Below are 11,650 nucleotides of genomic sequence, written 5' to 3'. Positions count from 1 at the left end.
CCCCGGGGCCGCCCTCGCGAAGCCTGGCGACTACGTACGGCTACTTACGGCTGTAGTTCGGCGCCTCGACCGTCATCTGGATGTCGTGCGGGTGGCTCTCCTTGAGGCCCGCGGAGGTGATCCGGACGAACCGGCCATTGGCCTGGAGGTCCGGGACGGTACGGCCGCCGACGTAGAACATCGACTGGCGCAGACCGCCGACCAGCTGGTGGACGACCGAGGAGAGCGGACCGCGGTAGGGCACCTGGCCCTCGATGCCCTCGGGGACGAGCTGCTCGTCGGAGGCGACGCCCTCCTGGAAGTAGCGGTCCTTGGAGAACGACTTGCGGTCGCCGCGCGACTGCATCGCGCCCAGCGAGCCCATGCCCCGGTACGACTTGAACTGCTTGCCGTTGATGAACATCAGCTCGCCCGGCGACTCGGCGCAGCCCGCGAGCAGCGAGCCCAGCATCACGGTGTCGGCGCCCGCGACCAGGGCCTTGGCGATGTCGCCGGAGTACTGCAGGCCACCGTCGCCGATGACCGGGATACCGGCCTCCTTGGCGGCGAGGGAGGCCTCGTAGATGGCGGTGACCTGCGGGACGCCGATACCGGCGACGACACGGGTCGTACAGATGGAGCCGGGGCCGACGCCGACCTTGATGCCGTCCACGCCGGCGTCGATGAGGGCCTGGGCGCCGTCACGGGTGGCGATGTTGCCGCCGATGACGTCGACGCCGGAGGAGTTCGACTTGATCTTGGCGACCATGTCGCCGACCAGCCGGGAGTGGCCGTGGGCGGTGTCGACGACGATGAAGTCGACGCCGTTCTCGATGAGGGCCTGGGCGCGCTCGAAGGAGTCCCCGGCGACACCGACGGCGGCGCCGACGAGGAGCCGGCCCTCGCCGTCCTTCGCCGCGTGCGGGTACTTCTCGGCCTTGACGAAGTCCTTGACCGTGATGAGGCCCTTGAGGATGCCTCCGTCGTCGACCAGCGGCAGCTTCTCGATCTTGTGCTTGCGCAGCAGCTCCATGGCCTCGACGCCGGAGATGCCCACCTTGCCGGTGACCAGCGGCATCGGCGTCATGACCTCGCGGACCTGGCGCGAGCGGTCGGACTCGAAGGCCATGTCGCGGTTGGTGACGATGCCGAGCAGCTTCTTGTTGCCGTCCGTCACCGGTACGCCGCTGATGCGGAACTTGGCGCACAGCGCGTCGGCCTCGGCGAGCGTGGCGTCCGGGTGCACGGTGATCGGGTCGGCGACCATGCCGGACTCGGAGCGCTTCACCAGGTCGACCTGGTTGGCCTGGTCCTCGATGGACAGGTTGCGGTGCAGTACACCGACGCCGCCCTGGCGGGCCATGGCGATGGCCATCCGGGACTCGGTGACCTTGTCCATCGCGGCCGAGAGCAGCGGGATGTTCACCCGCACGTTCCTGGAGACGTACGAGGCGGTGTCGATCTCGTCGGGCGCCATGTCCGACGCGCCCGGCAGCAGCAGCACGTCGTCGTAGGTCAGCCCGAGCGTCGCGAATTTTCCGGGCACTCCGTCGACGTTGGCAGTCATGACACCTTCCCCAAATGGCCTTGATCGGTGCGGATGTCCATGCTAACGGGAAGCGCGGAGCACACATTCCACGGTACGAAGGGACGGCCGGGCTTCGTATGTTCGTACGGAAGCCGCGCCGGTACGTACGGAAAAGGCGCCCCGCCTGTTCAGGCGGGACGCCCGGAGAGCCTGTGCGGCTACTGCTCCGCCAGCGCCCGGAGTCTGCTGAGCGCCCGGTGCTGGGCCACCCGGACCGCGCCCGGTGACATGCCCAGCATCTGTCCGGTCTCCTCGGCCGTGAGCCCCACCGCGATGCGCAGCAGCAGCAGTTCCCGCTGGTTCTCGGGGAGGTTGGCGAGGAGTTTCTTGGCCCACTCGGCGTCGCTGCTGAGCAGGGCGCGCTCCTCGGGACCCAGGGAGTCGTCGGGGCGCTCCGGCATCTCGTCGGAGGGGACCGCCGTCGACCCGGGGTGGCGCATCGCGGCGCGCTGCAGGTCGGCGACCTTGTGGCCGGCGATGGCGAAGACGAACGCCTCGAACGGCCTTCCGGTGTCCTTGTAGCGCGGCAGCGCGAGGAGGACGGCGACACAGACCTCCTGCGCCAGGTCCTCCACGAAGTGCCGCGCGTCGCCCGGCAGCCGGGACAGACGGGTGCGGCAGTAGCGCAGCGCCAAGGGATGGACATGGGCGAGCAGATCGTGCGTGGCCTGCTCGTCCCCGTCGACCGCGCGATGCACGAGCGCACCGATCACTGTCGTCTCGTCGTCGCGCATCGGTCCATGGTGCCTTGCGGCCGGCCGGTCCGTGGCGCCACGTCCGTGGTTGTGCACCGAAGCGTTATGAGCAGGCGCGCCGGAACTCATCTCCTGCGCCCTCCCCTCCCGCTCGTTCGACTGCTCCCCGAGGAACTCCACACCTCAAGGATGCGGCATCCGCGGCGAAACGAGCAGCGGGCCTCCGCCCGGCCCCGCTCACCTGGGCGTGAGCATCCCCGCCGACCTCGGTGTGAGCACCCCGGCCCACCTGGCGGTCAGCGCCCCCGCCCGCCTCTCGGCAGGCGGGGATTCCCGAACCCCCGTCGCGGCTCACCTAGCGAACCAGACCCCAGCGGAAGCCGAGCGCCACCGCGTGCGCGCGGTCCGAGGCGCCGAGCTTCTTGAACAGCCGCCGGGCGTGGGTCTTGACGGTGTCCTCGGAGAGGAACAGCTCGCGGCCGATCTCGGCGTTGGAACGGCCGTGGCTCATGCCCTCCAGCACCTGGATCTCGCGTGCGGTGAGGGTGGGCGCGGCGCCCATCTCGGCGGAGCGCAGCCGACGCGGGGCGAGCCGCCAGGTCGGGTCGGCGAGGGCCTGCGTCACCGTGGCGCGCAGTTCCGCGCGGGAGGCGTCCTTGTGCAGGTAGCCCCGGGCGCCGGCGGCGACCGCGAGGGCCACGCCGTCCAGGTCCTCGGCGACGGTGAGCATGATGATGCGCGCCCCGGGGTCGGCGGACAGCAGCCGCCGTACGGTCTCGACGCCGCCCAGTCCGGGCATGCGTACGTCCATCAGAATCAGATCCGAGCGGTCGGCCCCCCAGCGGCGGAGGACTTCCTCGCCGTTGGCCGCCGTGGTCACGCGCTCGACGCCGGGCACGGTCGCCACCGCGCGGCGCAGCGCCTCTCGGGCAAGCGGGGAGTCGTCGCAGACGAGGACGGATGTCATGGCCGCCCTCCGCAGCTGATGCGCGTCACCTTGAGCCTCCAGGCTGGTACGAAATCGTCACCTGTGCGGTCGACGCTCACGAGCGGACACGAACGCCTGCCCGAGCGCTTGTTCTTTCAACCGCCTCCGCCCGTCTCAACGACGGTCACTCGAAAGAGTTACGGGATGGCCGGCCACCTTCGGCACTCTACGTGAGGGCGCGCACACGGTGCAGACATGCACAACGGACCCTCAATGTTTCACCACAACCTATGCCCCATTCAGCCGTTTTTCTTCCCATTTGTTGGTGTCTGAGGCTAGATTCGCAATGAGTCATATTTTCATCTCCTTAGATAGTCGATGTACGGTCATGGGCAACATCTCCTACCAGAACGGCAACAAGGGGACACGTAATGGCAGATTTCTCCCGCCTTCCCGGACCGAACGCTGATCTGTGGGACTGGCAGCTCCTCGCGGCCTGCCGTGGGGTCGACAGCTCACTCTTCTTCCACCCCGAAGGAGAACGCGGTGCGGCACGGAGCGCTCGTGAGAACTCGGCCAAGGAGGTCTGCATGAGATGCCCGGTGCGCGCGCAGTGCGCGGCCCACGCCCTCGCGGTGCGCGAGCCGTACGGCGTGTGGGGCGGGCTGACCGAGGACGAGCGCGAGGAACTCATGGGCAGGGCGCGCCACCGGCTGGTGACGGCGTCCGCGTCCGGGACCGACGCCGGTTCGAACACCTGAAGGAACGTTTTTGCAAGGGCGGGCGTCCGCCCGGCCCTCCCGCGCGAGCGCTACCGCGCGGCCGCTCCGGCGAGCCGGTCCAGCGTCGCCGCGACCGTGGGCACCCGGGCCAGGTCCGGGAGCGTGAGCGCCACGATCTCCCGGCGCACCGCGGGCTCGACCGACACCGTCCGCACCCCCTCGGTGCGTACGGACTCGATGGCCAGCTCCGGCAGGACGGCCACGCCGAGGCCCGCGCCCACCAGGCCGACCACCGCCGGGTAGTCGTCGGTCGCGAAGTCGATACGGGGCGTGAAGCCCTCGCTCTCACAGATCCGCACCAGCTGCCCCCGGCAGCGCGGACAGCCGGCGATCCAGGGTTCCCCGGCGAGTTCCCCGATGCCGACGGACCCCGTGCGCGCCAGCCGGTGCCCCTCGGGCACGAGCCCGACGAGCCGGTCCGTGAGCAGGGGGCGTACGACCAGGTCGTCCCACTCCCCCTCCTCCGCGCCGGGCGCGCCCTCGTAACGGAAGGCCAGCGCGATGTCGCAGTCGCCCTCGCGGAGCATCCCGACCGAGCGCGGCGGTTCGGCCTCCTCCAGGGAGACACGGGTGCCGGGGTGCGCGGCGCGCAGGGCGGCCAGGGCGGTGGGGACCAGGGTGGAGCTGCCGCTGGGGAAGGAGACCAGGCGGACCCGTCCGGCGCGCAGTCCCGCGATGGCGGCGACCTCCTCCTCGGCCGCGGTGAGCCCGGCGAGGATGCCGGCCGCGTGCCGTACGAGCGCCTCGCCCGCCTGGGTCAGCCGCATCTCCCGGGCGCCGCGGACCAGCAGCGGGGTGCCGACGGAGGATTCCAGCGCTTTCATCTGCTGGCTCACGGCGGGCTGGGTGCAGCCGAGTTCGCGGCCGGCCGCCGAGAAGGAGCCGGTGGCGGCGACGGCGCGCAGGACACGGAGATGGCGGGCCTCGATCACGGGGTCGAGCATAAGCGGGGCTTGGGCAGGGTGCTGAATATCGCGTCGACGCTTTGACCCCCGGCGGCATACCGTGCCCGTATGAAGCTTCTGTCACTGAATGTGGGGCGTCCCAAGGCCGTCGACGTCGTGGAGGAGTCGAAGCGGGTCTCGGGCATCGACAAACGGCCGGTGGACGGGCCGGTGCGGGTGTTCGCACCCGGGCCCAAGGGCGTCGGGGCCAGCGGGGTGGCCGGGGACGCGGTGTGCAACACCAAGCACCACGGCGGCGACGACCAGGCGGTCTACGCCTTCGCCCGCGAGGACCTGGACGGCTGGGAGCGCGAACTGGACCGTACGCTGCCCAGCGGTACCTTCGGCGAGAACCTCACCACCGAGGGGCTCGACGTCTCCGGCGCCCTCGTCGGCGAGCGCTGGCGGATCGGCTCCGAGGTGGTCCTGGAGATCACCTCCGGCCGCGTTCCCTGTCTCAACTTCCAGCGCCACCTGGGTGAACGGCAGTGGGTCAAGCGCTTCACGCGCCAGGGCGCGCCCGGCGCGTATCTGCGGGTGATCGAGCCGGGCGAGATCCGTGCGGGCGACCCGATCGAGATCGTCCACCGACCGGACCACGACGTCACCGTGGCTCTCGTCTTCCGCGCCATGATGGATCAACACTCCCTGCTGCCGAGGCTGTTGGCGGCGGGTGAGGCGTTGCATCCCGAGGTGCTGGAGATCGCGCGGAAGTACGTGGCGGCGCAGGGATGACGGGCCGGTCCCGTGCGGGGCGCCGGTGAAGGTGCCGCGCCGGGGCGGGTGTTCACCGAGGGGCGGGCGAAGACGCTGGTGAACGTGCGGTGGAGCACACGGATGCGCACAGTCCCGGTCACTACGCTTGCGCCATGACAACGGCTCTGATTACGGGATCGACCGCGGGGATCGGTGCCGCCTTCGCGCGGCGGCTGGCGGCGGACGGGCACAACCTGGTGCTGGTGGCGCGTGACACCAAGCGGCTGCGGGAGCAGGCGACCGAACTGCACGACCGGCACGGCATCGAGGCGGAGGTGCTGACGGCCGACCTCGCGGAGGACGACGGCATCGAGACGGTGGCGCGGCGGCTGGCCGACCGCAGGAACCCGGTCGACCTGCTGATCAACAACGCCGGTTTCGGCAACAAGGGCCGCTATCTCGACGTCTCCATGGCCGACGAGCTGCGGATGCTCAAGGTCCACTGCGAGGCGGTGCTGCGTCTGACGTCGGCGGCGTCCGAGGCCATGCGCGAACGCGGTCGCGGCGGGGTCGTCAATGTCGCCTCGGTGGCCGCGTTCGTGCCGCGCGGTACGTACGGGGCCTCGAAGGCGTGGGTCGTGCAGTTCACCCAGGGCGCCGCGCGCGATCTGGCCGGTACCGGTGTCCGGCTCATGGCCCTGTGCCCCGGCTTCGTCCGCACCGAGTTCCACGACCGGGCCGGCATGGGCACCGACAACATCCCGTCCTGGATGTGGCTCGACGCCGACAAACTCGTCACCGCCGCCCTCGCCGACCTCTCCCGCGGCCGGACCGTCTCCATCCCCGACCCCCGCTACAAGGCCCTGATGGGTGTGGTGAAGGTGGTGCCGCGCGGGCTGCTGGGCGGGATCAGCTCGAAGACGGGGCGCAAGTACGGGCCGCAGTAGCCGTCGGGGGCGCGGCGCCAGCGGGTGAGAGGGAGGCGGCGCCGCGGGACAATGGAATCGTTCATCCGGACCCAGGGGGGCCGGGAGGCGGCGCATCATGACATTCGTGCAGCTCATCGACTGCAGGACCAGTCGGTTCGACGAGATGAACCGGCTGATGGACACATGGGTCGAGCAGACCAGGGGCAGGCGGACGGCCACGCACAGTCTGATCGGGAAGGACCGGTCGGACGGGGCGCACTTCGTGGAGATCGTGGAGTTCCCGTCGTACGAGGAGGCGATGCGGAACTCGAAACTGCCGGAGACGGACCGGATCTTCCAGGAGATGGTGGCGCTCTGCGACGAGGTGCCCACGTTCACGGATCTGGACGTGGTGCGGGACGAGCAGTTGTACGCGGCGACCGCGCGGCGGTTCCTGGCGACGATCGCGACGGAGGGCGAACTGCCGCCGCTCGACGATCTGCTCGTGGAGGACTACCACGACCACGTTCCCTCCGACGAGCCGGACGCCATCGGGATGGACGCGTTCCGGCGGACCGTCGAGATGTGGCGGGGCGGGTTCGACTTCGAGTTCACCGTGGAGGACCAGATCGCCCAGGACGACCGGGTCTGCACGCGGTGGACCTGGAACGCGACCCACCACGGGGACTTCCTCGGGATCGCGGCCAGTGGGCGGAAGGTCCGGATGACGGGGACGCTCGTGCAGCGGTGCTCCCCCGACGGGAAGATCGTCGAGGGCTGGTGGGAGTACGACCGGCTGGGGCTGATGGGGCAGTTGGGAGCGCTCGACGACCTGGAGAAGTAGCCGAGACAGCCGGGGGTGGGGCGCGGAAAGGCCCGGCACCCCCGAGGGGTGCCGGGCCTTTCCTACGGCTTACCGACGTCGTACGTCAGTGGGCGTGGCCGTGGCCGCCGTGGCCCGCGTCGGCCGGCTCCTCTTCCTTCTTCTCGACGACCAGGGTCTCGGTCGTCAGGAGGAGGGAGGCGATGGAGGCGGCGTTCTCCAGGGCGGAGCGGGTGACCTTGACCGGGTCGATGACACCGGACTTGACCAGGTCGCCGTACTCGCCGGTGGCGGCGTTGAAGCCCTGGCCCTTGTCCAGCTCGGCGACCTTGGAGGTGATGACGTAGCCCTCGAGGCCCGCGTTCTCCGCGATCCAGCGCAGCGGCTCGACGGCGGCCTTGCGGACGACGGCCACACCGGTGGCCTCGTCGCCGGTCTTGCCGAGGTTGCCCTCCAGGACCTTCACGGCGTGGACGAGCGCGGAGCCACCACCGGAGACGATGCCCTCCTCGACCGCGGCGCGGGTCGCGGAGATGGCGTCCTCCAGACGGTGCTTCTTCTCCTTCAGCTCCACCTCGGTGGCGGCGCCGACCTTGATCACGCACACGCCGCCGGCCAGCTTCGCGAGGCGCTCCTGGAGCTTCTCGCGGTCCCAGTCGGAGTCCGTGTTCTCGATCTCGGCCTTGATCTGGGCGACGCGGCCCTGCACGGCACCGGAGTCACCGGCGCCGTCGACGATCGTGGTGTCGTCCTTGGTGACGGTGACGCGGCGGGCGGAGCCGAGCACGTCCAGGCCGACCTGGTCGAGCTTGAGGCCGACCTCCTCGGAGATGACCTCCGCGCCGGTCAGCGTCGCCATGTCCTGCAGCATCGCCTTGCGACGGTCGCCGAAGCCGGGGGCCTTGACGGCGACCGCGTTGAAGGTGCCGCGGATCTTGTTGACGACCAGGGTCGACAGGGCCTCGCCCTCGACGTCCTCGGCGATGATCAGCAGCGGGCGCGAGGCGTTGGACTGGATGACCTTCTCCAGCAGGGGCAGCAGGTCGGCGATGGCGCCGATCTTGCCCTGGTGGATGAGGATGTACGGGTCGTCGAGGACGGCCTCCATACGCTCCTGGTCGGTGACGAAGTAGGGCGAGAGGTAGCCCTTGTCGAAGGCCATGCCCTCGGTGAAGTCCAGCTCCAGACCGAAGGTGTTGGACTCCTCGACGGTGATGACACCGTCCTTGCCGACCTTGTCCATCGCCTCGGCGATGAGCTCGCCGACCTGGCTGTCCTGGGCGGACAGACCGGCGACGGCCGCGATGTCGGACTTCTCGTCGATCGGGCGGGCGGTCGCGAGGAGCTCCTCGGACACGGCCTTGACCGCGGCGTCGATGCCCTTCTTCAGGGCGGCCGGGGAGGCACCCGCGGCGACGTTCTTCAGGCCCTCGCGCACGAGCGCCTGGGCGAGCACGGTGGCGGTGGTGGTGCCGTCACCCGCGATGTCGTTGGTCTTGGTCGCCACCTCCTTCACCAGCTGGGCACCGAGGTTCTCGTACGGGTCCTCGACCTCGACCTCACGGGCGATGGTCACGCCGTCGTTGGTGATGGTGGGGGCGCCGAACTTCTTGTCGATGACGACATTGCGGCCCTTGGGGCCGATCGTCACCTTGACCGTGTCGGCAAGCTTGTTGACGCCGCGCTCGAGGGCGCGACGGGCGTCCTCGTCGAACTTCAGGATCTTCGCCATGGGAGCGGTTCAGCCCTCTCGAAAAACGTGGGTGAAACGAACTGCGCCCCTCACGCCCGGCTGATTATGGTCGCGGGTGCCAGGGGCGCAGCTCAAAAGCAAGGTGCTTCGGTGAGGAAGCGGGTGAACTACTTCTCGATGATCGCGAGCACGTCGCGAGCCGAGAGGACGAGGTACTCCTCGCCGTTGTACTTCACCTCGGTGCCGCCGTACTTGCTGTACAGCACGATGTCGCCGGTCTTGACGTCGAGCGGCAGGCGCTCGCCGTTCTCGAAGCGGCCCGGGCCCACGGCCAGGACGACGCCCTCCTGGGGCTTCTCCTTGGCGGTGTCCGGGATGACCAGGCCAGAGGCCGTGGTCTGCTCGGCGTCGAGCGGCTGGACCACGATGCGGTCCTCGAGCGGCTTGATGGCAACCTTGGAGCTGGTGGTCGTCACGATCCGACCTCCCCCTTCGGAGATCTCACGGGGTTAACTGTCTGAGGTGGCGACCAGGTGGATCCGTCGTCGCGGGTGCCGGACCTGCCCGTCGCTGGTTGGCACTCTCCAGGGGGGAGTGCCAGACCTGAGACTATGACCGCGATTAGCACTCGGTCAAGCGGACTGCTAATTCCGGCTGCCGATGCCGTGGGGTGCGGCGGTCCTCGCGGCGTGTCAGAGGTAGTCCTCCAGGCGTCCGACCGTCAGGCCCTGGGCCTGGACGCGGCGCAGCAGCCGGGTCGTCATCTCCGTGAGGGTCGCACCCTTCAGCTGCTCCGGGCCCCGGAAGTGGGCGAGGACGATGTCACCGGGGCGGAGGCGGTCGCCGACCGCGTACCGGAGGTCGTTGATCTGCATCGACGCGCGCCACAGGACGACGGCCGTGATGCCGCAGTCGGCGGCGGCGCGGAGCGTGGTGGTGTCGTAGACGCCGTAGGGCGGGCGGAACAGGGTCGGCCGGATGCCGAAGCGCTGCCTCAGCTTGTTCTGCTGGCCGCAGATCTCGGCGCGCTGCCCGGCGTACGGCAGTCCGCGCAGACCGGTGTGGCCGAGCGTGTGGTTCTGCACGGTCGCGCCGACCGCCCGCAGCCGGGCGAAGTGGCCGTATCCCGGCCCCACGACGCTGTCCGTCAGGAACATGCTCACCGGCAGCCGCAGTTCCCTGACCATGTCCACGAACCGGGGGTCCTTCTCCGCGCCGTCGTCGTACGTCAGGAACACCACCTTGTCGCGGGTCCGCACCCGGTCGACGACGGGTGGCAGCCCGGGGCCCGCCGTGCGGGGTCGCGGGGGCCGGTCGGGGGTCTCGGGCGCGGGGGCGAGGGGGGCGGGCAGGCCCCAGCGGCGGTACGGGGGCGGGTGGGGGTGAGGATGGTCGGGGGTGGTGGAGCGGGGGGCGGAGGGGACGGTGAAGGGGGCGGTGCGGGCGGTGGGCCCGGCCGCGCATCCGGCGAGGAGCAGGACGGCGACGGTCGTGAGCGCGGAGAGGGTGGTCAGGGCGCGGGTGACCGCACGCCTCCTTCGCGCCGTGCGCCCAGCGCCCCCAGCCCTCACAGGTAGTCCTCCAGCCTCGCCACCGCGTAGCCCTCGGCGGTGGCGCGGTCCAGGAAGCGGCGGATCATGTCGGGCATGGTGCCCTTCCAGTCGGACGGGCCGCGGAAGTGGGTGAGGACGATGTCACCGGGGCGGAGTTCGCGGTCGGACTCGCGGTGGTCCCAGCGGTCGACGAAGACCTCCTCGTTCCAGAGGGGGACGGCCTCGATGCCGCAGGACTTGGCGGCGCGCAGGGTGTCCCGGTCGTAGTTGCCGTACGGCGGCCGGAAGAGCGTCGGCCGCTTGCCGTACCGCTTCTCGATGACGTCCTGCATGCCGCAGATCTCGCGCTTCTGGGCGGTGTGGGAGAGGGAGGGGAGGTGGCGGTGGTGGAGAGTGTGGTTGTGGAGGGTGACGCCCCGGTCCCGCATCCGCGCGAAGTAGCCGTAGTCCTCCTTGACCAGGTAGTCGCTGAGGAAGGCGGTGTAGGGGATGCCCAGTTCACTCATCATGCGCAGGAACGCGGGGTCCTTCTCCGCGCCGTCGTCGATGGTGAGGAAGAGGACCTTGTCGCGGGTGGGGACGGTGGTGAAGACCGGCGGGAGTCCGTCCTCCTCGTGGCCGTCGACCTCGAAGCCCTCGCGTGTGCCGAGCGCCGGTTTCCGCGCCGGGGGCGCCGGCGCGGTCAGCGGTACCGCCGCCAGCCCCCAGCGCTTCGCCGCGGCGACCCGCGCGGCGTGCGCCCGGCGCAGCCTCTCGGCGTACGAGTCGAGCGCCCGCGCGCCGGGGGCCTCGAAGGGCCGTTGCCCACCCTGCTGCCCGCGTTCCTGGCCGCGCTCCTGACCATGGGCCGCCTCCGCGGGCGCCCGTCGCCCGGCCGGTCCGCTCCGCGACGCGTCCTCCGCGCCGCCCTCCGCGCACCCGGACACGAGCACCGCCGCGGCGAGCAGGGCGACGCCGCCGCTCCCCCACCACCCCAGGAACCTCGACCGCTTCGCACTCTTTCGATCATTTTGTCGTACGAATCGCATGGCGCTGCATCCTCGCAGGGCGACCCCTCCCCA

At 70.4% G+C, this 11,650-nt stretch carries 12 protein-coding genes; 4 read left to right on the top strand and 8 right to left on the bottom strand.

What is annotated here, in order from left to right; all coding sequences use genetic code 11:
• Nucleotides 1-40: 40 nt before the first annotated feature.
• The 3 genes from guaB to J8M51_RS38555 all read right to left on the bottom strand — a co-directional run bounded on the left by guaB (nucleotide 41) and on the right by J8M51_RS38555 (nucleotide 3,229).
• Complete coding sequence (guaB, locus tag J8M51_RS38565; RefSeq protein WP_086751499.1) at nucleotides 41-1,546, bottom strand: IMP dehydrogenase; 1,506 nt, start codon at nucleotides 1,544-1,546, stop codon at nucleotides 41-43.
• Nucleotides 1,547-1,725: 179 nt separating this feature from the next.
• Nucleotides 1,726-2,301 (bottom strand): sigma-70 family RNA polymerase sigma factor, encoded by a 576-nt coding sequence (locus J8M51_RS38560; RefSeq protein ID WP_005481141.1) that lies wholly within the window; start codon nucleotides 2,299-2,301, stop codon nucleotides 1,726-1,728.
• Between the two features lie 316 nt (nucleotides 2,302-2,617).
• Nucleotides 2,618-3,229: a response regulator transcription factor gene (locus J8M51_RS38555; RefSeq protein WP_003948568.1), complete on the bottom strand. Its 612-nt coding sequence runs from the start codon at nucleotides 3,227-3,229 to the stop codon at nucleotides 2,618-2,620.
• Between the two features lie 392 nt (nucleotides 3,230-3,621).
• Here J8M51_RS38555 and J8M51_RS38550 point away from each other — a divergent pair, with 392 nt between their 5' ends.
• Nucleotides 3,622-3,951 (top strand): WhiB family transcriptional regulator, encoded by a 330-nt coding sequence (locus J8M51_RS38550; protein WP_086751501.1) that lies wholly within the window; start codon nucleotides 3,622-3,624, stop codon nucleotides 3,949-3,951.
• 50 nt (nucleotides 3,952-4,001) lie between these two features.
• On the opposite strand, the gene J8M51_RS38545 is transcribed toward J8M51_RS38550, so the two are convergent.
• Nucleotides 4,002-4,904 (bottom strand): LysR family transcriptional regulator, encoded by a 903-nt coding sequence (locus J8M51_RS38545; RefSeq protein ID WP_086751505.1) that lies wholly within the window; start codon nucleotides 4,902-4,904, stop codon nucleotides 4,002-4,004.
• Nucleotides 4,905-4,985: 81 nt separating this feature from the next.
• On the opposite strand from J8M51_RS38545, the gene J8M51_RS38540 reads away from it, so the two are divergent.
• The 3 genes from J8M51_RS38540 (at nucleotide 4,986) to J8M51_RS38530 (ending at nucleotide 7,364) form a co-directional block, all read left to right on the top strand.
• Nucleotides 4,986-5,651: an MOSC domain-containing protein gene (locus J8M51_RS38540; protein WP_179202845.1), complete on the top strand. Its 666-nt coding sequence runs from the start codon at nucleotides 4,986-4,988 to the stop codon at nucleotides 5,649-5,651.
• A gap of 134 nt (nucleotides 5,652-5,785) precedes the next feature.
• A complete protein-coding gene (locus tag J8M51_RS38535) occupies nucleotides 5,786-6,559 on the top strand; it encodes an SDR family NAD(P)-dependent oxidoreductase (RefSeq protein WP_086751503.1) in 774 nt (257 codons plus the stop codon).
• Nucleotides 6,560-6,656: 97 nt separating this feature from the next.
• Nucleotides 6,657-7,364, top strand: a complete 708-nt coding sequence (locus J8M51_RS38530) for an ester cyclase (RefSeq protein ID WP_086763912.1) — start codon at nucleotides 6,657-6,659, stop codon at nucleotides 7,362-7,364.
• 85 nt (nucleotides 7,365-7,449) lie between these two features.
• On the opposite strand, the gene groL is transcribed toward J8M51_RS38530, so the two are convergent.
• The 4 genes from groL to J8M51_RS38510 form a co-directional block, all read right to left on the bottom strand.
• The gene (gene groL, locus J8M51_RS38525) at nucleotides 7,450-9,075 is read right to left on the bottom strand and encodes a chaperonin GroEL (RefSeq protein WP_086763910.1); all 1,626 of its coding nucleotides are present in this window, start codon (nucleotides 9,073-9,075) and stop codon (nucleotides 7,450-7,452) included.
• 128 nt (nucleotides 9,076-9,203) lie between these two features.
• Nucleotides 9,204-9,512, bottom strand: coding sequence for a co-chaperone GroES (gene groES / locus J8M51_RS38520; protein ID WP_003998759.1), 309 nt, complete (start codon nucleotides 9,510-9,512; stop codon nucleotides 9,204-9,206).
• Nucleotides 9,513-9,728: 216 nt separating this feature from the next.
• Nucleotides 9,729-10,607, bottom strand: coding sequence for a polysaccharide deacetylase family protein (locus J8M51_RS38515; protein ID WP_398857723.1), 879 nt, complete (start codon nucleotides 10,605-10,607; stop codon nucleotides 9,729-9,731).
• Nucleotides 10,604-11,617: a polysaccharide deacetylase family protein gene (locus tag J8M51_RS38510; protein ID WP_216590808.1), complete on the bottom strand. Its 1,014-nt coding sequence runs from the start codon at nucleotides 11,615-11,617 to the stop codon at nucleotides 10,604-10,606. The genes J8M51_RS38515 and J8M51_RS38510 overlap by 4 nt, the downstream gene beginning before the upstream one ends.
• Between the last annotated feature and the right edge of the window lie 33 nt (nucleotides 11,618-11,650).

Source organism: Streptomyces griseiscabiei (genome assembly GCF_020010925.1).
Lineage (GTDB): Bacteria > Actinomycetota > Actinomycetes > Streptomycetales > Streptomycetaceae > Streptomyces > Streptomyces griseiscabiei.
Note: the sequence above shows the minus strand (reverse complement) of the source record. Positions and strands in the feature narration are given on the sequence as shown.

Bases quoted from the DNA above. Each gene is read 5' to 3' on its own strand.
- guaB (WP_086751499.1), bottom strand. From the start codon at position 1,546: ATGACTGCCAACGTCGACGGAGTGCCCGGAAAATTCGCGACGCTCGGG.
- J8M51_RS38560 (WP_005481141.1), bottom strand. From the start codon at position 2,301: ATGCGCGACGACGAGACGACAGTGATCGGTGCGCTCGTGCATCGCGCG.
- J8M51_RS38555 (WP_003948568.1), bottom strand. From the start codon at position 3,229: ATGACATCCGTCCTCGTCTGCGACGACTCCCCGCTTGCCCGAGAGGCG.
- J8M51_RS38550 (WP_086751501.1), top strand. From the start codon at position 3,622: ATGGCAGATTTCTCCCGCCTTCCCGGACCGAACGCTGATCTGTGGGAC.
- J8M51_RS38540 (WP_179202845.1), top strand. From the start codon at position 4,986: ATGAAGCTTCTGTCACTGAATGTGGGGCGTCCCAAGGCCGTCGACGTC.
- J8M51_RS38535 (WP_086751503.1), top strand. From the start codon at position 5,786: ATGACAACGGCTCTGATTACGGGATCGACCGCGGGGATCGGTGCCGCC.
- J8M51_RS38530 (WP_086763912.1), top strand. From the start codon at position 6,657: ATGACATTCGTGCAGCTCATCGACTGCAGGACCAGTCGGTTCGACGAG.
- groL (WP_086763910.1), bottom strand. From the start codon at position 9,075: ATGGCGAAGATCCTGAAGTTCGACGAGGACGCCCGTCGCGCCCTCGAG.
- J8M51_RS38510 (WP_216590808.1), bottom strand. From the start codon at position 11,617: ATGCGATTCGTACGACAAAATGATCGAAAGAGTGCGAAGCGGTCGAGG.